The sequence below is a fragment of the Pseudomonas sp. 9.1(2019) genome (assembly GCF_009910445.1).
Classification (GTDB): domain Bacteria; phylum Pseudomonadota; class Gammaproteobacteria; order Pseudomonadales; family Pseudomonadaceae; genus Aquipseudomonas; species Aquipseudomonas paraversuta.
Genome location: NZ_VBWF01000010.1, coordinates 88,960 through 111,439, shown reverse-complemented (window position 1 = coordinate 111,439; position 22,480 = coordinate 88,960). Strand labels below are relative to the sequence as shown.

Here is a 22,480-nt window from a genome sequence, read left to right as displayed (position 1 = left end):
AAACCCTGAACTGTAGGAGCGAGCTTGTCTCGCGAGCTTTTCATCGCAATGACAAAAAGCTCGCGAGGCAAGCTCGCTCCTACAGACAAGCTCGCTCCTGCAGAATACGAGCTCGTTTGGGTTGATGGGGCAAGTCGCTGCATCAGGTGGATGCGGAATCGGCGGCGCGCATATCCGCGCTGGATGGCAATGCACAGACCACAGCCCGTCGTGGAGACTCACTGGCCTGAAGTACTGCGGTGAAACCTTTGAAATCCTGAAACATTTGAAACCTTGAACTGTAGGAGCGAGCTTGTCTCGCGAGCTTTTCATCGAAATGACAAAAAGCTCGCGAGACAAGCTCGCTCCTACAGACAAGCTCGCTCCTGCAGAAGACGAGCTCGTTTGGGTTGATTGGGCAAGTCGCTGCATCAGGTAGATGCGGAATCGGCTGCACGCATATCCGCGCTGGATGGCAATGCACAGACCGCAGCCCGTCGTGGAGACTCACTGGCCTGAAGTACAGCGTTGAAACCGTTGAACCGTTGAACTGTAGGAGCGAGCTTGTCTCGCGAGCTTTTCATCGCAATGACAAAAAGCTCGCGAGGCAAGCTCGCTCCTGCAGACAAGCTCGTTCCTGCAGAAGACGAGCTCGTTAGGAGTGATGGCTCAGGATTTCAGCGCCAGCAGGTCGTGGTACAGGGCTTCGGGAATCTGTACCCCTTCCACCAGGCTGCGCGCCCGGGCTTCATAACGGCGCTGCGACGGCAATCGTGCTCCCTGCCCTTCGATACTTTCGAACAACACCTCGGCCCGGGCCAGATGCTGCTCGGTGGCGGCCCCCAGAAAACGCTGCGGATCCAATGCGATGATCAATTCACCATGGTACGGCGACGACTTGCTCCCCGCGTCCCAGGCCAGTGACTCGGCACTGGTCAGGTCACCGATCAAGGGCCCGGCGATCAGTTCCACCATCGCCGCCAGCGCCGAGCCCTTGTGCCCGCCAAACGTGAGCATCGCTCCCGTGTCCAGTACCACATTGGCATCAGTGCTGGACTGGCCATGGGCATCAACCCCCCAGCCCTCGGGAATCGCCTTGCCCGCCCGTCGGTGCAGCTCGATATCGCCACGGGCGATGGCGCTGGTGGCGAAGTCGAATACAAACGGATCCTTGCCCGCACGTGGCCAGCCGAAGGCAATCGGGTTGGTGCCGAATACCGGCTGGCTCCCGCCCGCCGGCGCAACCCAGGCATGGCTCGGGTTACAGGCCAGCGCCACCAGACCGGCAGCGGTCAATTGTTCGATCTCCACCCACAATGCGGAAAAATGCACACAACGATTGATCGCCAGTGCGGCAATCCCGTTGGCCCGGGTCTTCTCTTGCAGTAACGGCAAACCCGCCTGAAACGCCAGCTGGGAAAAACCGCCCGCTGCATCCACCCGAACAATGGAAGGTGCCTGGTCGATCACCCGGGGTTCGGCATCGGCCGAGACCTTGCCCGCACGCAGTGAATTGACACAGCCCAGCACCCGATACAGGCCGTGGGAAGCGCAACCATCGCGCTCCCCGGCAAGTACCGTGTCACTCACTGCGCGGGCATGGGCCGGATTGAAACCGTTATGCAACAGGATGGATTCGGCCAGCTCTTTGGCTTGGACCAGGGACAGTCGGATCATGATCATCTCCTTGAACAGACCCACCAGACTGGCCCATTCAAGGCGTTGCGCGCTTGATTGCTTTAGGCCTGGGCCATGACGAATTCAGCACAGTCCGGTTCCATGGCCGCCAGGCTCCGGAAATGCCCGGAGATGGCCTCGATCAGTTCAGCGTCCTTGACCGGATCCAGCCCCGGATACGGTCGGCCGTTGTAATTTGCACTGTAGGTCAGCACCGTCTCGACACTGCCGCTGTCTTGATACAGGGTGCGCATCAACTGGCTTTCCTGATCCTTGCTGTCTGTGGAACGCAGCGCGTAATGAAGCGCCAGGGCGCTGCCAAACTCCAGGGCGCTGCAGTCGATGCCATGTTTCTTGGCCAGATCGATGCTGCGGAAAATCCGCTCGTTGCGCTGCAGTTTACGCAGCGGATCACGGCCGACGCGGGTACAGGGGTCCTTGAACGAGGTGTTGCAGCGCGCGAGAAATGTGTTCGAGAAACTCTCGACAGCTTGCGCCATGTGCGGGTATTCGGCCACCAGGGCCGGGCCCACTTCCTGACGAATCAAGCGCTCGGCCAGAGCACTGACCCGCGGGTCGCCCATGGCCTGCCCCAACCACGAATAGCCCAGGCGGCTGGCGTACCAGGCAATGATGGCGTGGGGGCCGTTCCACAACAGGTTTTTCATCACCTGGGTCTGGGTGATGTCGTCGACTGTCCTGACCTGGCGCAGACGCTCCAGCAGGTTACTGCAGCGTTCGGCATACAACGGCATGTCCGACTCGCTGTTGAACAGGATCAAATGCAACTGGCTCAGTGCATTGCTGGACTGGGCAAATGGCCGAAAGCGGCTGATCAGGCGTTCGTATTCCGGCACCGGGGTTTTCGGGCTTGCCGTGGGTACGACGGTGTCGTCAGTCAGGCTGTTCTGGAAGATTTTCGACTTGATACGCAACTGGCGCACCAGCGACTCGTTGGACAGCTTGGAGACAATGCGACTGACCACGGTTTCTGCAAAGTGGGTGTTATCCAGAATTTTCTGGCACAGGTGCGGTGCAACCAGCAGTTCGAGCTGGGCTCGCACATGGCGGCGGACAAAGTCCGCGCCGCCGACCTTGTTCAACACAATCAGAATCGTCAACTCACGCCCGCGTCGCTCAAAGCGCCGGATCAAACCCCTGGCAATGACGTCCGCCTGTTTGCGGATCGCGGTTTCGGGCAGGCTCAGCCCGACTATTTCAGCTTCGTCGTACATGCGGATCACCTCTTGGGCGTCATCCATGTCGATCATTCTGAGGTTTTCAATGGTCTGGTCGAACGAGGTCGCACCATAGCGCACGCTGAAGCGGCCAAAGGCCTGGATGGTGTCGCGCAGCATCCGCGAACGGGTGGCCGCGATAATCTCGCAAGGCCGGGTGTAGCCATCCCAGTGGGAGAAAATCTGCGTCAGGTAGCCACCGCCCATGGCCCCGAAACCGTGGATGCCGACACTGAATTGATTGAGGGCCTGGGGGAAACTCTCGTTCAGTTCGGGGGTGCCCAGATCCGGCATGCATTGGTTGAGGTCGCCCAGAAACCCGTGCATGTTCTGGTACGCCTTCAGCGCACCGGCCTTCACTTCGGCTGCCGGAGGCTTGATGTCTTCGATCAGGATCGGCTGCCCTTCGGCACGAATCGCCGACAACAGGCCGTTCTCGGAGTCTTCGAGCATCAGGCAGTGGCCCGGCAGGCAATTGAGCGCACTGGCGGCCTTGAGGAAAATCTCGGGGTGGGGCTTGCCCTGCTCCACTTCATCGCCGCAAACGGTGACGTCGAAGTACTTCAGTACGTTGGCATTGATCAGGTATTCCTCGGCGATGGCGCGGCGGCTCGAGGTGGCCACGGCCATGGTCAGGCCATACTTGCGCAAGCGCTCGAGCACTTCGAGCAAACCGTCCTTGATCGGCACGCCATGGTTACGCACATGGGCCAGTTCAAGTTCATCGGCGCGCTGGCGGACCGCAGCGTAAGGGAAATCTTCACCATGATTGGCCTTGGCCAGCGCTTCGGCCTTGCGGGCACTCAGGCCCAGAGAACCGATCAGGGTTTCTTCGCTCAATGGCGTGCCGTAAATCTCGAGCGCGGCCTGTTTGAGGGTCTTGAAGCGCAGGCGTTCGGTGTCAAACATGGTGCCGTCCATATCGAAGATGGCACTGAAAATTCTTTTACCCTGGAAATAAATCATGGCTCGTGAGTCCTTGTAGCGCGGCGCCTGGTCATGGGTAACCAAACGCTGTCGTGACCTGCAGCTGGCTGGTGCCAGGGATGTCGGGTCAGAAAGTGAGGGGATCAGATAAAAATGCCGGGCAACAGCGCATCCCGTTAAAAACGGATGCAAACACGCCGGGTCGGCTGGCGATCAGAAAAAATCTGGAGGGGGGACGTAGCAGTGGCGCCAGTCAGCACAGCTGGCGGGCAAACAACGGGGTGGAATCAAGAGTGCATAGAGGCGGGAGACAAACCCTGTCGCTGCAAGAATGCAGCCTTTGACGTGAGGCCCACACTGCGCAATCAGGGATGCGTAATGTGAGCCGGACTGGCGATTGATACGTGTGATTCCATCCATAGGGAGCTGTAATTTCCTGTAATACGATTGGATACCCTTTTAGCTATAACGCACTTGGAGGCTCTAAATCAAGGAGTGATCCTGGATTGATCACTCGCTTGATCCTGATTTGATCCTCGTTTGATCATGGGCAGTCGCTAACCAGGCACTAAGGCTGCGAGCCTTTGGCACAGCTCCGGGTTTGGGGTCAACCCTGGAGGTTCAACTGCTCCACCAGCACCTTGTTGAAGGCCGCCGGGTCTTCCATTTGCGGGGCGTGGCCCATGCCCGGGAATTCAATCAGCCTGGCCCCGGGAATCAGTTTGGCCGCCTGTTTGCCCAGCACTTTGTAGTCACCGATTCTGGCCTTCACTTGCGCTGAGGCAATATCACTGCCGATGGCGGTGGTGTCAGCATCGCCGATCAATAACAGGGTTGGCACCTTGAGTTCCGGCAGTTCGTAAAACACCGGCTGGGTGAAAATCATGTCGTAGATCAACGCCGAGTTCCACGCCACCCGTTTGTGCCCCGGCCCCTTGTTCAGACCCGCCAGCATGTCCACCCAACGATCGTACTCGGGCTTCCAGTGCCCGGCGTAATAGGTACTTTGCTCGTACTGGCGAATACCTTCGGCACTGAGTTTCAGTTCCCGTGCGTACCACTGGTCAACACTGCGCCATGGCACGCCGAGGGCTTTCCAGTCCTCCAGACCGATTGGATTGACCAGCACCAGCTGCTCGGTTTGCGGGGCGTACTGCAGTGCATAGCGGGTACCCAGCATGCCGCCGGTGGAGTGGCCAATGATGCTGGCCTTGTCCACCCCGAGGCTGTCGAGCAAGGCATGGGTATTAGCCGACAATTGCTGAAAGCTGTATTGATAACTGGCCGGTTTGCTCGAGGTGCAAAAACCGATCTGGTCCGGCGCCACGACCCGGTAACCCGCCGCGCTCAGGGCCTTGATGCTGTCGCCCCAGGTGGCTGCGCAGAAGTTTTTGCCGTGCAGCAGCACCGCCGTATGGCCATTGGCAGGCCCCGTGGGGGCAACGTCCATGTAGCCCATCTGCAGGGTCTGGCCCTGGGAATCAAAGTTGAAGTGATGCAGCGGGTACGGGTACTCGAAGCCTTGCAGTTGCTCGCCATAAACCGGGGCGGAAGCGGAAGGCGCCGCCAGCGCCTGCAAGGGCAAGCTGCAGGCCAGTACCAGGCATGAGCGTAGAAAAAATGGCATGCGCAATTCCTCAAAAAGACCGGAGCGTCACATTGCACCATTAACCCAAGGTTAAGTAGCGTCTGTATGATGGAGCGCCTGTGAACAGGCCCTGCACCCAAGGCCGCCCATCATTCAGGAGTTTTGCATGAACAGGCTTCACCGGACTTTCAACCAGGGAGAGTCCGCCCCGCGGTTCACGCTCAACCTGCTGACCCTTGGCCTGTTACTGTCCAGCGCAGTGCCGGTGGCCCACGGCGCCAATACCGAGTTGCCGGCGACCGCCGTGACCGCTGAAGACAACGCCGGCTATCAGGCCGACAGCGCCTGGGTCGACGGTTTCGAAGCGGCACCCCTGCTGGATACCCCGGCGGCGATTTCAGTCTTTACCGACGCGCTGATCAAGGATCAACAAGCCCGCCTGCTCAGCGATGTATTGAGCAACGACGCTTCGGTGGGTGAAAGCTATGCGCCCATTGGTTATTACCAGAATTTCGTGGTCCGCGGCTTCTCGTTGAATTCGGCCAGCAGCTACAAGATCAATGGCCGCACCATCACCGGCGAGCAAAACGTCGGCCTGGAAAACAAGCAGCAGGTGGAGTTGCTCAAGGGGCTGTCCGGCCTGCAAAGCGGCGTGTCCGAGCCAGGTGGCGTAGTCAATTACGTGACCAAGCGTGCCGCTGATGTACGCTCCGTCACGGTCTCCACCGATGATCGCGGCAGTGGTTATCTGGCCACCGATGTGGGGGGCTGGTTCGGCAGCGAGCAGCAGTTCGGACTGCGTGCCAATTTCGCCCATGAGGACATCCACTCCTACGTCGAACATGCCAATGGCCAGCGTGATTTCGCCGCTGTGGCTTTCGACTGGAACATCAGCCCCGACGCCCTGCTGCAACTGGATGTGGAGTACCAAAACAAGGAGCAGCGTTCGGTGCCGGGCTATCAATTGCTCGGCGGCACCGAACTGCCGCACCACGCTTCACCGAAAAAGCTGCTGGCTCACCAGAGCGGCTCCAAACCTGTAACCATTGATTCGCTGAACATCAACGGCAACTTTGAGTACCGCTTCACCGATAACTGGAAAGGCAGCCTGAGCGCCTCACGCAGCAAAGTGGTGATCGATGATTACAGTTCATTTGCCTGGGGTTGTTATGGCGCCGCCAGTTGTGCCGGCAGCGCAGTACCCAACTACTTCAGCCCCGAAGGCAATTACGATATCTATGACTTCCGCAGCCCCGACGACACCCGGCGCAATGATGAAGTGCAGGCAGCACTCAGTGGTGTGTTTGATACCGGCGGCATCGGCCATGAACTGACAGTGGGCAGCAGCGCGTTCCGCCGTGTGGTGGATCAGCGCGAGCTGATCAACGAGATGATCGGCAGCGGCAATATCGACAGTGAACCCGAGAACTTTGCGCGCTATGACGGGCCGGTCGAGGACAGCTATCGACGTCTGGACAGCCGCCAGTACGGGCTGTTCTTCAACGACCGGATCAGTTTTAACCAACAATGGCAGACCGTGCTCGGTGGCCGTGAAGTGCTGCTGGACGAACGCACCTTCGACGACCAGGGCGACACCAGCCGCCATACCCGGCGCTATGAATTCCTGCCCCAGGCCGCACTGATCTACAAACCCGTGCCGAACCTGTCGCTGTATACCCGTTACAGCAAGGGCCTGGCCCTGGGTGGCACGGCGCCCTGGTTTGCCAGCAATGCTTTTGAAACCCTCGCCCCCACCCTGTCACGGCAAATTGAAGCAGGGGTCAAGTACAACTGGCGGCGTATCAGCCTGAGCGCGACGCTGTTCCAGATCCGTCAGGACTACCAATATGCCCGCCCCGACGCCACTGCGGGTGCATTCACCTATGTGCAGCAGGGCGAACAGAAAAATACCGGCCTGGAGCTGGCGGCCAACGGTTGGGCCAGTGAGCGCTTGCAGGTATCGGCCAGTGTGACGGCGATCCGCGCCCGGGTGACAGGCAGCGGTACGCCCGAGTATGAAGGCCATCAAACCATCAACGTGCCGACCCTGCGCGCCAGTCTTTATGGTGATTACGCCCTGCCCTGGGTCGATGGCCTGGCCCTGCTCGGCGGGATGCAATACAGCGGCAAAAAATACGCCAGCCAACAGGGCGGTGTGCAGGCTGGCAGTTACGCCATCTTCAATATCGGCAGCCGCTACAGCACCCGTATCGAGGGTTATGACACCGTGTTCCGGCTCACCGTCGACAACCTGTTCGACAAGCGCTACTGGCGCGATGTGGGTGAGTACATGGGCGACAACTATGTATTCCAGGGCGCGCCGCTGACCGCCCGCCTGAGTGCTTCGATCAACTTCTGAAGCATTGACCGCACCTGTAGGAGCGAGCCTGCTCGCGAGCTCTTCGCTGGCATTTTGGAGAGCTCGCGAGCAAGCTCGCTCCTACAGGTGGTTCAGGCCCATGACGAAGAATTTAATTGATAGCTCCCTAACAAAAGGCGCAAGCTAGAGGGCTTGGCCGGGCTTTGTATCATTCTGAATGATATTGATCTTCGCTGGGTTCGATTCGTTCCCCGGCCCTCGCGCCAGCATTATCCGCCCATCTCAATAGATTGGCGGACTCCCCCCATGGAACAGTCACTTAAACATTTGCGCTTCCCACTCGCGGCCCTGGCCATCGTGGTGATGAGCGCATGCGGCAAAACTCCACAAGCGACTGCTCCTGCTCCCGCTGCCAAAGTCAGTGTGGCCAAAGTGCTGGAACAGCCGGTCAATGAATGGGACGAGTTCACCGGGCGCCTTGAAGCTCCGGAGACCGTTGAAATTCGTCCACGGGTGTCGGGCCAGATTGATCAGGTCGCCTTCACTGAGGGCGCCCTGGTGAAAAAGGGCGACCTGTTGTTCCAGATCGATCCGCGTCCGTTCCAGGCCGAAGTGCGTCGTCTTGAAGCCGAGGTGCAACAGGCCCGCGCCAACGCCACCCGTACCGACAACGAAGCCCAGCGCGGCGAACGCCTGCGCCAGAGCAATGCGATTTCCGCAGAACTGGCCGACTCGCGCACCACCGCCTCCCAGGCCGCCCGCGCCGGAGTCTCGGCCATTCAGGCGCAACTGGACCTGGCCAAACTCAACCTCAGCTTCACCCGTGTGACTTCGCCAATCAGTGGCCGGGTCAGCCGTGCCGAAATCACTGCGGGCAACATCGTCACCGCTGATGTCACGCCGCTGACCAGTGTGGTCTCCACCGACAAGGTGTATGCCTACTTCGACGCTGACGAACGGGTATTCCTCAAATACGCGCAACTTGCCCGCCAGGGCCAGCGCGGTCAGAGCACCCCGGTTTACCTGGGCCTGTCCAACGAAGACGGCAACCCGCACCTGGGCCAGATGAACTTCGTCGACAACCAGGTCAACCCGAAGACCGGCACCATCCGCGGCCGTGCCGTGTTCGATAACGCCGACGGCAGCTTCACCCCGGGCCTGTATGCGCGCCTCAAACTGGTGGGCAGCGGCACCTACGAAGCGGTGTTGATCAATGACGAAGCCGTCGGTACCGACCTGGGCAAGAAATTCGTGCTGGTCATGGACGGCGCCAATAACACTACCTACCGCTCCGTTGACCTGGGACCGAAAATCGAAGGCCTGCGCATTGTTCGCAGCGGCCTGAACAAGGGCGACACCATCATCGTCAAGGGCCTGCAACGGGTGCGCCCGGGTTCACCGGTCACCCCTGAAGTGATTCCGATGGCCAGCGAACAGACCCTCGCCGCACTGGCACAACAACGACAAGCCCTGGAAGCCAGCAACCTGTCCCCAGCCAAGCCCGCCAATGGCGCGCCGAAGCTGGCCAGCGTCGCGACTCCTCGCGGTTAAGGGACGATAACTCCGATGAATTTTTCCCAGTTCTTCATACAACGGCCGATTTTCGCCGCCGTGCTTTCCTTGCTGATCCTGATTGCGGGCAGCATTTCGCTGTTCCAGTTGCCCATCAGTGAATACCCCGAAGTGGTGCCGCCGACCGTTGTGGTACGGGCCAACTTCCCCGGGGCCAACCCCAAAGTGATAGGTGAAACCGTCGCCGCGCCGCTGGAACAGGCGATTACCGGTGTCGAGAACATGCTCTACATGTCGTCTCAGTCCACCGCTGACGGCAAGATCACCCTGACCATCACCTTTGCCCTGGGTACCGACCTGGACAACGCTCAGGTGCAGGTGCAGAACCGTGTGACCCGTACCGAGCCCAAGCTTCCCGAAGAAGTGACACGCATCGGGATCACGGTGGACAAGGCTTCGCCCGACCTGACCATGGTTGTGCACTTGACCTCGCCGGACCAGCGCTACGACATGCTGTACCTGTCCAACTACGCCATCCTCAACATCAAGGATGAACTGGCCCGCCTCGGCGGGGTTGGCGACGTGCAGTTGTTCGGCATGGGCGATTACTCGTTGCGGGTGTGGCTCGATCCGAACAAGACCGCTTCGCGCAATCTGACGGCCACCGATGTGGTCAACGCGATCCGCGAGCAAAACCGTCAGGTGGCTGCCGGCGCCCTGGGTGCACCCCCTGCCCCGAATGCCACCAGCTTCCAGCTGTCGGTCAATACCCAGGGCCGTCTGGTGTCCGAAGAAGAGTTCGAGAACATCATCATTCGCGCTGGCGATGACGGTGAAATCACTCGTCTCAAGGACATTGCCCGGGTTGAACTGGGCTCAAGCCAATACGCCCTGCGCTCCCTGCTGAACAATCAACCGGCGGTGGCGATCCCGATTTTCCAGCGTCCGGGTTCCAACGCCATCGATATTTCCAATGAAGTTCGGGCCAAGATGGCCGAGCTGAAGAAGAACTTCCCGCAAGGCATGGACTTCAGCATCGTTTATGACCCGACGATCTTTGTTCGCGGCTCCATCGAGGCGGTGGTTCACACCCTGTTCGAAGCGCTGATTCTGGTGGTGCTGGTGGTGATCCTGTTCCTGCAGACCTGGCGGGCGTCGATCATTCCGCTGGTGGCGGTGCCGGTATCGCTGATCGGTACCTTTGCCGTGATGCACATGTTCGGCTTCTCACTCAACGCCCTGTCGCTGTTCGGACTGGTGCTGGCGATCGGGATCGTGGTCGACGATGCGATTGTGGTGGTGGAGAACGTCGAGCGAAATATCGGCCTGGGGCTGACCCCGGTGGAAGCCACCAAGCGCGCCATGCGTGAAGTGACCGGGCCCATCATCGCCACTGCGCTGGTGCTGTGTGCGGTGTTTATCCCGGCCGCCTTTATCTCCGGGCTGACCGGGCAGTTCTACAAGCAGTTCGCCCTGACCATCGCGATTTCGACGGTGATCTCGGCCTTCAACTCGCTGACCCTGTCGCCAGCCCTTGCCGCGGTATTGCTCAAGAGCCACGACGCGCCGAAAGACCGCTTCTCCAGAGTGCTCGACACGCTGTTCGGCGGCTGGCTGTTCCGCCCGTTCAACCGCTTCTTTGACCGTGCCAGCCATACCTATGTCGGTACCGTGGCACGGGTGATCCGCAGCAGTGGCATTGCCCTGATCCTGTACGCCGGTTTGATGGTGCTGACCTTCTTCGGTTTCTCCAACACCCCGACCGGGTTCGTCCCCGGCCAGGACAAGCAATACCTGGTGGCCTTCGCCCAACTGCCGGATGCGGCGAGCCTGGACCGCACCGAAGACGTGATCAAACGCATGTCCGACCTGGCCCTGAAACAGCCCGGGGTAGAAAGTGCAGTGGCGTTCCCGGGGCTGTCGATCAACGGTTTCACCAACAGCCCCAACGCCGGCATCGTCTTCGTAACCCTTAAACCGTTCAACGAACGCAAAGACCCGAGCATGTCTGCCGGTGCCATTGCCGGTGCACTGAACGGCAAGTTCAGCGGCATTGAAGAAGCCTATATGGCGATCTTCCCGCCGCCGCCGGTACAGGGCCTGGGCACCATCGGTGGTTTCCGTCTGCAAATCGAAGACCGGGGCAACCTGGGCTATGACGAGCTGTACAAAGAAACCATGAACATCATCAACAAAAGCCACAACGTGCCGGAACTGGCCGGGCTGTTCACCAGCTACACGGTGAACGTGCCACAGGTCGATGCCGCCATCGACCGGGAAAAAGCCAAGACCCACGGCGTGGCCGTCAGCGACATCTTCGATACCCTGCAGATCTACCTGGGCTCGCTGTATGCCAACGACTTCAACCGTTTCGGCCGTACTTATCAGGTCAACGTTCAGGCCGAGCAGCAGTTCCGCCTGGAGCCGGATCAGATCGGTCAGTTGAAAGTGCGTAACAACAAGGGCGAGATGATCCCGCTGGCCACCTTTATCAAGGTCAGCGACACCTCGGGCCCGGATCGGGTGATGCACTACAACGGCTTTATCACCGCTGAAATCAACGGTGCCGCGGCACCCGGCTACAGCTCCGGCCAGGCCGAAAAAGCCATCGAGAAACTGCTCAAGGAAGAACTGCCCAACGGCATGACCTACGAATGGACCGACCTGACCTACCAGCAGATTCTGTCCGGTAACACAGCGCTGTTCGTGTTCCCGCTCTGCGTATTGCTGGCGTTCCTGGTACTCGCGGCCCAGTACGAAAGCTGGAGCCTGCCGCTGGCGGTGATCCTGATCGTGCCCATGACCCTGTTGTCGGCCATTACCGGGGTGATTGCTTCGGGGGGTGACAACAACATCTTCACCCAGATCGGATTGATCGTACTGGTGGGTCTGGCGTGCAAAAACGCGATTCTGATTGTCGAGTTTGCCAAGGACAAGCAGGAAGAAGGCATGAGCCCGCTGGATGCGGTACTGGAAGCCTGCCGTCTGCGGTTGCGGCCGATCCTGATGACCTCCTTCGCCTTCATCATGGGTGTGGTGCCACTGGTGTTCTCCAGCGGTGCCGGTGCTGAAATGCGCCACGCCATGGGTGTCGCGGTGTTCTCCGGGATGCTGGGTGTGACCTTCTTCGGCCTGCTGCTGACGCCGGTGTTTTATGTATTGATCCGCCGCTATGTGGAGCGCAGTGAAGCGCGCAAGGCGGCCAGGCACCTCAAGCTGGAGTCGCAACAATGAGCCTGAAAGTCTTTATACCAAGTCTGCTGGTGCTGGCCTTGAGTGCCTGCGCCGTAGGCCCGGACTACAAAACCCCGGTCACTGAGCCGGCACAGATCAGTGCCGACAACCTCAAGGGGTTTGACCGGGCCCATTATGAAGGCATCTGGTGGCAGCAATTCGACGATCCGACCCTCAACCAGTTGGTGACGCAGTCGCTCAACGGTAACCGCGAGCTGCGCGTGGCTTTTGCCCGCCTGCGCGCGGCCCGGGCCATTCGCGATGACGTCAGCAATGACGCCATGCCGACCATTACCAGCCGCGCCAGCAGCGATGTGGGCAAAGGCCAGATACCTGGCCAGACCGAAAAACGGGTCAACAGTGAGCGGTATGACCTGGGGCTGGACATGGCCTGGGAGATCGACCTGTTTGGCCGTATCCAGCGCGAACTGGAAGCCAGTGACGCCGACGAACAGGCCGCAGCGGCGGACTTGTATCAACTGCAAGTGACCATGATTGCCGAGCTGGTGGATGCCTACGGTGAACTGCGCGGCGCGCAACTGCGTGAGCGGATCGCCCTGGACAACCTGAAAAACCAGCAAGACTCCAAAGCCATCACCCAAAGCCTGCGTGATGCCGGGGTCGGTGATGAACTGGACGTGATGCGGGCTGATGCGCGTCTGGCCGCAGTTGAGGCCAGCGTGCCGCAACTGCAGGCCGAGCAGGTGCGCGAGCGCAACCGTATCGCCACCTTGCTGGGCCAACGGCCCGAGCAACTGAGCGTGGACCTGGGGCCCAAGCAGCTGCCGGCCATTGCCAAGGCGCTGAATATCGGCAACCCCGGCGACCTGCTGCAGCGTCGGCCCGACATCATGAGTGCCGAGCGCAAGCTGGCGGCGGCCACTGCCCGGATCGGCGTGGCCAAGGCTGATTTGTTCCCTCGGGTCAGCCTCAGCGGTTTCCTCGGTTTCACCGCCGGGCGTGGTTCGCAGATCGGTTCGGCGGCGGCCAATGCCTGGGCACTGGGCCCGCGCATCACCTGGCCGGCGTTTGATCTGGGCAGCGTGCGGGCTCGTCTGCGAGGGGCCGATGCTGAGGCCGATGGCGCACTGGCCAGTTACGAGCAGCAAGTGCTGCTGGCGCTGGAAGAGTCAGAGAATGCCTTCAGCGACTATGGCAAACGTCAGCAGCGCCTGGTTTCGCTGATTCGCCAAAGCGAGTCCAGCCGCGCGGCGGCCGACCTGGCGGCGATACGTTATCGCGAAGGGACGGTGGACTTTCTGGTGTTGCTCGATGCCCAGCGCGAGCGTCTGGCGGCCGAAGACAGCCAGGCCCAGGCCGAGGTTGAGTTGTATCGCGGTGTAGTGGCCATTTACAAAGCCCTGGGCGGCGGCTGGCAAGCAGAGACCGTCGCCAGCGCCCATTGATTTAACAGCAGTTTCAAGAGCTCCTTTGGTTGGTCGCATCCAGCCATTTTTAGCCCCGTGGTCATTCGGTCACGGGGCTTTTTTTGGTTCTGGTTTTTACTGTTCGCGACTTCGTAGTCGCTGCCCGGGGCTGCGATCTGCAGCGTAGCGCCAGGGCGGCTTGCCGGATCAGGGTTTGACTCCAACCGGCTACTGTCCCAATCTTGTCCCTCAACCGCACGCCTGTTTCTGGATATTGCATGACCCAGCCTCGCCGTTACCTCGCTATCAGTCTTCTGTCAGCGCTTATCGCAGCCGGTCTCTGGTATTGGATGCGCCCCGCGCCAGCCACAAAAGCGCCTTCTACAAGCAGCAGTTATTCGGTTGCCCTTGCCCAGGCGCACAACGGTCAACCCGGTGCGGCCCGGGTGCTCTATCAGCAATTGGCCCGCACCGACCTGTCGGACATCCGCCGTGCCAGCCTGCATGCAGAATTACCCAACTACCCCAGCCCCCAGGCACTGAAACTGGCGGACGCCGACTTGCTGCACCCTTCACCGCTGGTCCGTCAGGCGGCGATCCAGAGCATTGCCGGGCTGGTGCCCAACGCCCAGCGCACGCTATTGCTGGGGCCGTTGCTGGATGATCCCGAACAAAGCGTACGCTTTACCGCCGCCAGTGCACTGCTGGGCTTGTCTCCTGATGAGCAAGGCCTGTATTTCGCCCCCTTGCAGCAGGTAATCGACGAATACGAACGCGATCTCAAAACCCGCCCCGACGATCCCCAGGCCCAGGGCCAGCTCGCCCGTCTGTATCTGCATGAAGGTCAGCTGGATGAAGCCCAGGCCGCTCTGGAAAAAGTCACCGCCCTGGACCCGGAAAATCTCAAGGCCGTGGTTGCTCAGGTGGAGTTGCTGGATAAGCGCGGGCAAACCGACCGGGCGCGTGAATTGCTGGCCAGGCAGCTGGAGGAGCATCCCGAGTCTGCTTATTTGCAGCATGCGCTGGGTATCTGGCTGCTTAACCACGGGCAGACTGAATACGCCCTGCTGGGTCTGGCCAAAGCCGTAGAGCTGGAGCCTGATAACAGTGATTACCGTTACAAACTGGCGATTGCCCTGCACGATCTTGATCAACTGGAAGCCGCGCAACGCCAGCTTGAGGAGCTGTTGCAACGCCAGCCGGCCAATCGCAAGGCGCGCGTGCTGTTGATTCGCTACTGGAAAGAGTCCGGGCAAATACAGAACGTTCAGGTACTGCTGGCGCAGATGGAACAGCTGAACCCGGATGACCCGGCGCTGCAGCAGGGGCTATGACCCCTTTTGCCTGTCTGTACCTGTAGGAACGAGCTAGCTCGCGAGCTTTTAACCGCTCGCGAGGCAAGCTCGCTCCTACAGTCAGGCCAGCAGTTTCTGGATCTGTTCCTGCAGGGTGTCGAGGTCGAACGGCTTGGCCAGGATCGGCGCCGTCAGGGTGATCGGGCTACCGGTGTCGCGGATTTCTGCCGGGTAACCACTGATAAAAATGACCTTGAGGTCCGGCCGCAGCTTGAGAGCTGGCTCGGCAATCTGAACCCCCGATATGCCACCGGGCAGACGAAAATCAGTCACCATCAGGTCCAGATGCGGTTTGCTCGCCAGAATCTCGAACGCCTGCTCGCCGTTTTCAGCCTGCAGCACTCTATAACCTTCACCGGACAGGTAGGCGCTGAGAACCATCAGGATCGAGGGATCGTCTTCGACAATCAGAACTACATCTTGCGCATCTTCACTCATGGGAAACCTTATTCCGGGCAATTGCTGCAATTTCGACCGCAGGCCACGCCATAGGTTGCGGCTAATTCAAGTCTTTTGTTACAGAGGCAGACAAACCCTGAACGTGGCACCTTCACCCAATGCACTGTGAACCGAGATTTGCCCGTCGTGGGCGGCAACGATCTGCTCCGAGATGTACAGCCCCAAGCCAAGGCCGGTAACCACGTGACTGCCGGCTATGCGCTCAAACTGGTGGAAAATCCGCTGCTGGTTTTCTTCGCTGATGCCAATGCCCTGGTCACTGACTTCGATCACGGCCCAGGCACTGCGGGTATACACAGATACATCAATCGGTTTTTTGGCCCCATAACGCAGGGCATTGGTCAGTAAATTGGAGACCACCTGTTCAATTCTGAATTCGTCCCACTGCCCGACCACCGGCTGCTCTGACCTGTAGTTGACGCTCGAGCCCGCCGCGCTGATTTGCGCAGCAAAGCTCTCCAGCAAATTGCCCACCGCGGCTGACAAATCAAATTCTGACGGCCGGATCGACAGTTTTCCGGTGCGGATGCGCGACACATCAAGCATGTCCTCGATGAGACGGATCAGGCTCTGGATCTGACGCTCATCGCGCTCGACCATGGCCTTCATCTTGTCCAGCGTAAAGGCTGACGCGTTGTCGCGGGCCAGGTGCATCTTGCGCAGCTGGGTTTCCAGGATCAGCCCGTTAAGCGGCGTGCGTACCTCATGGGAGACAATCGACATGAAGTCGTCGCGCATGCGCACTGCATGTTCGAGCTCGACCTGGGTCAGTTGCAACTGTGCCAGCAATACTTCCTGCTCGCGGCGGCTTTGCTCAAGGGCTTCGACCTGCTGCTTGACCGCCTTGCGCTGGCGATAAAGATCGACAAACACATTGACCTTGCTCTTCACCGCATGGATATCCAGCGGTTTGTGCAAAAAGTCCACGGCCCCGCTTTCATAGCCCTTGAAGGCGTAGTTCATCTCGCGCCCGGCGGCACTGACAAAGACGATCGGGATACTTTTGGTTTTCTCCGTACCGCGCATCAACTCGGCCAGTTCAAAACCGTTCATGCCGGGCATTTGCACATCCAGAATGGCGATGGCGAATTCATGCTGCAGCAACAATGACAATGCTTCGTCCGCAGACAACGCTTTGTAGACGGTGCGATCCTCGCCTTTGATCAACGCTTCCAGCGCCAGCAAATTTTCCGGCAGATCATCAACGATCAGCAACTTGGCTTGAATATCACTTTTCAGCATTCGATTCGTTCCAGCTCGCATAGCAAACGGCCGATGCCGCGCAAAGGGAGGATGTAGTCAGGTTTTATCCGGTCCAGTGCCGCTTGGGGCATGGTCGCAACCAGGGCCTCTTGCGGGTCCTGGACAATGGTCACGCCGCCGCGCTGTTTGACGGTGTACAGCCCCTGAGCGCCGTCCTGATTGGCACCCGTCAGTAATATGGCGGCCAGCCGGTGTTGATACGCATCGGCCGCCGACTCAAACAGGTAATCGATCGCCGGCCGCGAGTAATGCACCCGCGCCTCCTGGCTGAACGAGAAGCTATAGTCGCCCTCCACCGACAGGTGATAGCCGGGAGCCGCGAAATACACGGTTCCCGGGCTGATCGGTTCCTTGTCGGTCGCTTCCTTGACCCTGAGCGCCAGACGCCGGGCAAACACCTCGGCCAGCTGGCTACGGTGGGCATCGGGCAAGTGCAGGACCACAATGATGGGCAGGCCGAAGTCGGGGCCCAGGCCTTCAAAAATAGCCAACAAGGCTTCAACACCCCCGGCCGATGCCCCGACTACCACGGCATCCACAGGTCTCAAGGGCGAAGACGCTACGGTTATGTCATTCATAGCTTGCGGTAGATCCGTTCTTGTTTGAGCAGGGGCGCAAACTGTTTGTTGTAGTCCGAAAAATCCAGGGTTTCCTTGCTGCCCAACATCAGGAAACCACGGTGGCACAGCGACTCATGAAACAATCCGAATGCTCTGTTTTGAAGATTCTTATTAAAGTAGATCAGTACGTTGCGACACGAAATCAAATGGGTTTCGGAAAATACGCTGTCGGTCGCCAGGCTGTGATCGGCAAATGTCACGTTTTCACGCAGTGTCTTGTCAAAAATCGCATAGTCGTAGGCGGCAGTGTAGTACTCGGCAAACGAACGCTGCCCCCCGGATTTTTGGTAATTCTGGGTATAGGCGCGAACGTTCTCCAACGAGAAAATCCCTTGTCGGGCCTTTTCCAGGGAGCGCGGATTGATATCGGTGGCGTAGATGATGGTGCGATCCAGCAGGCCCTCTTCACGCAGCAAGATGGCCATCGAGTAAACCTCTTCTCCGGTACTGCAACCTGCAATCCAGATTTTCAGTGAGGGATAGGTCTTGAGCACCGGCACCACTTCCTGGCGAATGGCCAGAAAGTGCTCCGGGTCGCGAAACATCTCGCTCACCGGAATGGTCAGGAACTGCAGCAACTGCATAAAGGCCGTCGGGTCATGCAGTACCCGTTCTTGCAGGGCCGATATGGTCTTGCATTCGAACTGACGCAACGCATGATGTACCCGGCGCTTGATGGACGCGCCGGAGTAGTCGCGGAAGTCATAGCTGTATTTGAGATAGATCGCTTCGATCAGAAGGCGTAACTCTATGTCGTCGTTTCGTTGCGTTTGTGGCACTTAGAGTCGTTCCATTTTCGGTAGCCAGACACGGATCAACGAAAAGAGTCGGTCCAGATCAATAGGTTTGGCCAGGTAATCATTGGAGCCTGCCTGCAGGCACCGATCCTGATCGTCTTTCATTGCCTTGGCCGTCACTGCAATGATCGGCAGCTTGCGCCAGCGCGGGTCCTTGCGAATTTCTACGGTGGCTTCGTAGCCGTCCATCTCCGGCATCATCACGTCCATCAATACCAGATCGATATCATCGGTCTCGTTAAGACGCTCGATGGCTTCACGGCCATTACGGCCAATGACCACGATAGCGCCCTTATGCTCAAGGGCACTGGTCAGGGCGAAGATGTTGCGCACATCGTCATCCACCAGCAAAATCTTGCGCCCTTCGAACACCCTGTCGCGGCTACGGGCGGTCTTGAGCATGCTTTGCCGCTCATGGGACAACTGCGATTCAACTTTGTGCAAAAACAATGTCACTTCATCGAGCAAACGCTCCGGCGAACGCGCGCCCTTGATGATGATCGAGCGGGAATACTTGCGCAGCTCTGCCTCTTCATCCCGGGTCAGGTTGCGCCCGGTATAGACGATGACCGGCGGGAACGAGCAGATGTCCTCGGTAGACATGCGCTTGAGCAGGTCGTTGCCCAGCATGTCCGGTAATTTGAGGTCGATGATCATGCAGTCATAGATGTTGCTGCGCAGCAGTTCAAGCGCCTCATGGGCGAAGCCTACGGCGGTGATTTCGATGTCATCGTCGCCGATCAGGCGGGCAATGCTGTGGCGCTGCAAATCATCATCTTCCACCAGCAGAACCTTTTTCACCTTCTGCGTAAGCTTGGCTTCCAGGCGCGCGAATACGTTTTTGAGCTCTTCGCGGCTGGTCGGCTTGACCGCATAGCCCACGGCGCCCATGTGCATCGCAGCTTCGACCCGATCTTCCACGGATATGACGTGAACCGGGATATGCCGGGTCGGCGCCAGCGCCTTCAGGCGCTGCAGCACCGTCAGCCCGGAATGATCAGGCAGGCGCATATCCAGCAGAATCGCATCAGGAATAAATTGTGTCGCCAGGCTGAAGCCTTCATCTGCGCCGTGGGCCACCAGGCAGTGATACCCCAATTCATGCGCCAGATCGAAGAGGATACCGGCAAAGTTAGGCTCATCTTCGATCACCAGGATACAACGTCCGGTAAAGGGACCTTTTTCCCGGTCATCCATGAACCGCGGGATGTGCAGGGGCGCAACAATAGCCGCGGGCGCTGCTGGCTTGGGTACGACAGCAACCACTGGCACCACAGCGCTGACAGGCACCCGGGCTGGTGGCTCGGCGTTTTCCACAAACTGTTCGGGCATGACCAGGGTAAATACGCTGCCCTGCCCCGGCACGCTACTGACACTGATGGAGCCACCGAGCAATGTCGCCAGATCCCGGGAAATCGACAGGCCCAGCCCCGTCCCGCCATAACTGCGGTTGGTGGTGCCATCGGCCTGGCGGAAGGCTTCGAAAATGCTTTCCAGCTCTTCGGCGGCGATCCCGATCCCGGAATCCGCGACGCTGAACGCTATGGCGGCATCCGGCAGAGCCGACACGGTCAGGCTGACCTGGCCCTTGGCGGTGAACTTGATCGCGTTGGACAACAGGTTTTTGAGCACTTGCTCCAGACGCTGGCTGTCGGTGTAGATCATGGCCGGCGTGCCGGGCTGTACCTCAACCCGGAACTGCAGGGACTTATCCCCCGCCAGCGGCTCGAACATACCGCGCAAACCTTCGACTACACGGCTGACACTGGTGTTTTCGGGACGCACTTCGAGCTTGCCGGCCTCAACTTTGGAGATATCCAGAATGTCGTTGATCAGGTTGAGCAAGTCATTGCCCGCCGAGTAGATAGACTCGGCGAACTTGACCTGTTCGGCGCTCAGGTTCTCCTGGGGGTTTTCCGCGAGCAGCTTGGCCAGAATCAACGAGCTGTTGAGCGGGGTCCGCAGTTCATGGGACATGTTGGCGAGGAACTCGGACTTGTACTTGCTGGAGCGCTGCAGCTCCAGAGCGCGCTCTTCAAGCTGCACCTGGGCCTGATTCAGTTCGGTATTCTTGAGGTCCATCGCGTCGCGCTGACCGGCCAGGGCCAGTGCCTGTTCCGCCAGCTGTTCGTTGGTTTGCTCAAGCTCCGCCTGCTGGGTTTCAAGATGCGTCTGGGATTCCTTGAGAATCTGCGATTGCTCTTCGAGCTCTTCGTTCGCGGTCTTCAGCTCTTCCTGCTGCACTTGCAGCTCTTCGTTGAGCTGCTGGGTTTCGGCCAGCACTTCCTGCAGGCGCTGACGGTAACGGGCGGCTTCAATCGACATGCCGATATTGTCGGCAATCAACTCAAACAGTTCGACATCACGCTCCGTCAGTGGCCGCAGGAAGCCCAGTTCAATGACGCCATTGACCCGGTCATCGTCGCTGGTAGGCACCACCAGCACGCTGCGCGGGGTGCCTTGCCCAAGACCTGAGCTGACTTTCAGGAAGTAGTCCTCGGGCACATCGTCCAGGCGTATCAGCTGGTCTTGCCGGGCCGCCTGCCCGACCAGGCCTTCGTCATTGTGTATCAACTGATCCCGGGCTTCTTCCTCTCGGGAAAAACCATAACTGGCCACCCGTTTGAGGCCGCCGTGGTCTTCCCGCACATACACGGCGGCAACCACTGTGCCGAGGTACTGGGCGCAAAATTGCAGAATGTTGCGCCCCAGCATATTCAGGGTCAGCCGGCCCAATACCTGCTCCGCCAGTTCGGTTTGACCGTTACGCAACCAGGCCTGCTGTTCCAGGCGCTGCGCAGTCTTAATTTGTAGCTCGAGGTTGTCGCTGTAACTCTTTGAAAGATCGAGCAAATCGCGACGACCTCTGTAGGCCAGAAAACCACTCAAGCCGAGTACAAACACCAGGTAAAGGCCAATACTGACGAGGGTGGTTTTACTCACATCTTCATTGCGGGCAACTCGCAGTTGCTGCTCCATGGCAACGAAGTCTTCGAATTCCTTGCGGATTTCATCGCTCAGGCGCTTGCCACGTCCGGCCTGCACTGCCGCCCTGTAGTCGCCGCTCTGGCGGCGCATATCGATCATCGACTGGGCGTAGTTACTCCAGTCGGATTGCAGGGCTTCGAGACGCTTGAGGCGATCAATTTGCTGCGGGTTGTCGCCGACCAGCTCTTTCAGCCCGTTGAGTTGGGCCATGATTTGAGGCTTTGCCACTTCATAGGGGTCAAGAAAATGCTCATCACCGGTAATCAGGAAGCCGCGCATGCCGGTTTCAAGATCCACTGACAGCTTTACCGCCTCGTTGGCGTTGTTAATCACCCGGTCGGTGTGCTCGACCCACTGAATGACCGACAGCAGGTAGCTGATCATGGCTACAAACAACACGGCGCTGAGCACACCCACACCCAAGGGCAAACCGACGTTGCGGCTCAGGAGCTTGCGAAAGCTCTGCTCATCTACCGAAGCTGGTGCATTCATATTTCAGTCCCGTGTACGGTGGTCAAAATTGAGAGTTTGACGGATTCTCGAGTAAAAATTCTATTTTTCTTATGAAGTGGTAGCCAATTCCTACAGTGAAAAAGGATTTAGCTGCTTGCAACAGCTATCCTAACAAAACTTGTACAGGCATTTTTTTTGTACAACGGCGGAACTAGGTTGGGGTTCCAGCTTACTGATAGAGCAAGCAAATTCAGGTTTGCCCCCACCCGCGCTCAATTTCATTCGGGATAACCATTATGTCTGCAACACCCTCTACCATTCTGGTGGTCGAAGACGACGCCATTGTTCGTATGTTGATCGTTGACGTACTGGAAGAGTTGAAATTCAACGTGCTCGAAGCCGAGGATGGCGAGAGCGCCATGGAACTGCTCGAAGACCGGGGCAACAGGATCGATTTGCTGATGAGCGATGTGGGGATGCCGGGGATGGATGGCAAGACCCTTGCCAATAAAGCCCGCGAGCTGCGACCACAGTTACCTGTGCTGTTTGCCAGCGGCTATGCCGAGAACATCGATGTACCAGCCGGCATGTTTGTGATCGGCAAACCCTTTTCCATCGACCAACTGCGCAACAAGGTCAAAAGCATCCTCGCCGTCTGAAGTTGACTCTGCAGGCAATCCATTGCATGGGCAGCTGATTTGAC

Annotated in this window: 14 protein-coding genes; 6 read left to right on the top strand and 8 right to left on the bottom strand. The window is 58.9% G+C overall.

Annotation, left to right across the window (positions count from 1 at the left end; translation table 11 throughout):
- Positions 1 to 648: 648 nt before the first annotated feature.
- The 3 genes from FEZ21_RS14050 to FEZ21_RS14040 form a co-directional block, all read right to left on the bottom strand.
- Positions 649 to 1,656, bottom strand: coding sequence for an Ldh family oxidoreductase (locus FEZ21_RS14050; RefSeq protein ID WP_160627509.1), 1,008 nt, complete (start codon positions 1,654 to 1,656; stop codon positions 649 to 651).
- Positions 1,657 to 1,718: 62 nt separating this feature from the next.
- On the bottom strand, positions 1,719 to 3,860 hold the full coding sequence (mtlD, locus tag FEZ21_RS14045; protein WP_160627507.1) for a bifunctional mannitol-1-phosphate dehydrogenase/phosphatase: 2,142 nt from the start codon (positions 3,858 to 3,860) through the stop codon (positions 1,719 to 1,721).
- 568 nt (positions 3,861 to 4,428) lie between these two features.
- Positions 4,429 to 5,448, bottom strand: coding sequence for an alpha/beta fold hydrolase (locus FEZ21_RS14040; RefSeq protein WP_003445185.1), 1,020 nt, complete (start codon positions 5,446 to 5,448; stop codon positions 4,429 to 4,431).
- Between the two features lie 127 nt (positions 5,449 to 5,575).
- On the opposite strand from FEZ21_RS14040, the gene FEZ21_RS14035 reads away from it, so the two are divergent.
- The 5 genes from FEZ21_RS14035 to FEZ21_RS14015 all read left to right on the top strand — a co-directional run bounded on the left by FEZ21_RS14035 (position 5,576) and on the right by FEZ21_RS14015 (position 15,176).
- Positions 5,576 to 7,768 carry a TonB-dependent siderophore receptor gene (locus FEZ21_RS14035; RefSeq protein ID WP_160627504.1) on the top strand — a complete coding sequence of 731 codons (2,193 nt, stop codon included), beginning with the start codon at positions 5,576 to 5,578 and terminating at the stop codon, positions 7,766 to 7,768.
- Between the two features lie 267 nt (positions 7,769 to 8,035).
- A complete protein-coding gene (gene mexE, locus FEZ21_RS14030) occupies positions 8,036 to 9,280 on the top strand; it encodes a multidrug efflux RND transporter periplasmic adaptor subunit MexE (RefSeq protein WP_010656612.1) in 1,245 nt (414 codons plus the stop codon).
- 15 nt (positions 9,281 to 9,295) lie between these two features.
- A complete protein-coding gene (locus tag FEZ21_RS14025) occupies positions 9,296 to 12,475 on the top strand; it encodes an efflux RND transporter permease subunit (protein ID WP_003445180.1) in 3,180 nt (1,059 codons plus the stop codon).
- A complete protein-coding gene (locus FEZ21_RS14020) occupies positions 12,472 to 13,881 on the top strand; it encodes an efflux transporter outer membrane subunit (protein ID WP_160627502.1) in 1,410 nt (469 codons plus the stop codon). Before FEZ21_RS14025 ends, FEZ21_RS14020 begins: the two co-directional genes overlap by 4 nt.
- A gap of 239 nt (positions 13,882 to 14,120) precedes the next feature.
- Entirely contained in the window at positions 14,121 to 15,176 is a 1,056-nt protein-coding gene (locus FEZ21_RS14015) for a tetratricopeptide repeat protein (RefSeq protein ID WP_010656613.1), read from the top strand.
- Positions 15,177 to 15,257: 81 nt separating this feature from the next.
- On the opposite strand, the gene FEZ21_RS14010 is transcribed toward FEZ21_RS14015, so the two are convergent.
- From FEZ21_RS14010 to FEZ21_RS13990, 5 genes are all read right to left on the bottom strand, one after another.
- Positions 15,258 to 15,635: a response regulator gene (locus FEZ21_RS14010; RefSeq protein ID WP_003445176.1), complete on the bottom strand. Its 378-nt coding sequence runs from the start codon at positions 15,633 to 15,635 to the stop codon at positions 15,258 to 15,260.
- A gap of 78 nt (positions 15,636 to 15,713) precedes the next feature.
- Positions 15,714 to 16,895: a hybrid sensor histidine kinase/response regulator gene (locus tag FEZ21_RS14005; RefSeq protein WP_029612658.1), complete on the bottom strand. Its 1,182-nt coding sequence runs from the start codon at positions 16,893 to 16,895 to the stop codon at positions 15,714 to 15,716.
- A complete protein-coding gene (locus tag FEZ21_RS14000; RefSeq protein ID WP_029612660.1) occupies positions 16,892 to 17,497 on the bottom strand; it encodes a chemotaxis protein CheB in 606 nt (201 codons plus the stop codon). The genes FEZ21_RS14005 and FEZ21_RS14000 overlap by 4 nt, the downstream gene beginning before the upstream one ends.
- A complete protein-coding gene (locus tag FEZ21_RS13995) occupies positions 17,494 to 18,318 on the bottom strand; it encodes a protein-glutamate O-methyltransferase CheR (protein WP_160627500.1) in 825 nt (274 codons plus the stop codon). Before FEZ21_RS13995 ends, FEZ21_RS14000 begins: the two co-directional genes overlap by 4 nt.
- Positions 18,319 to 21,816 carry a response regulator gene (locus tag FEZ21_RS13990; RefSeq protein ID WP_160627498.1) on the bottom strand — a complete coding sequence of 1,166 codons (3,498 nt, stop codon included), beginning with the start codon at positions 21,814 to 21,816 and terminating at the stop codon, positions 18,319 to 18,321.
- Positions 21,817 to 22,073: 257 nt separating this feature from the next.
- Between FEZ21_RS13990 and FEZ21_RS13985 the strand changes: the two genes are divergently transcribed.
- Positions 22,074 to 22,436, top strand: a complete 363-nt coding sequence (locus FEZ21_RS13985; RefSeq protein ID WP_003445165.1) for a response regulator — start codon at positions 22,074 to 22,076, stop codon at positions 22,434 to 22,436.
- The last annotated feature ends 44 nt before the right edge of the window (positions 22,437 to 22,480 follow it).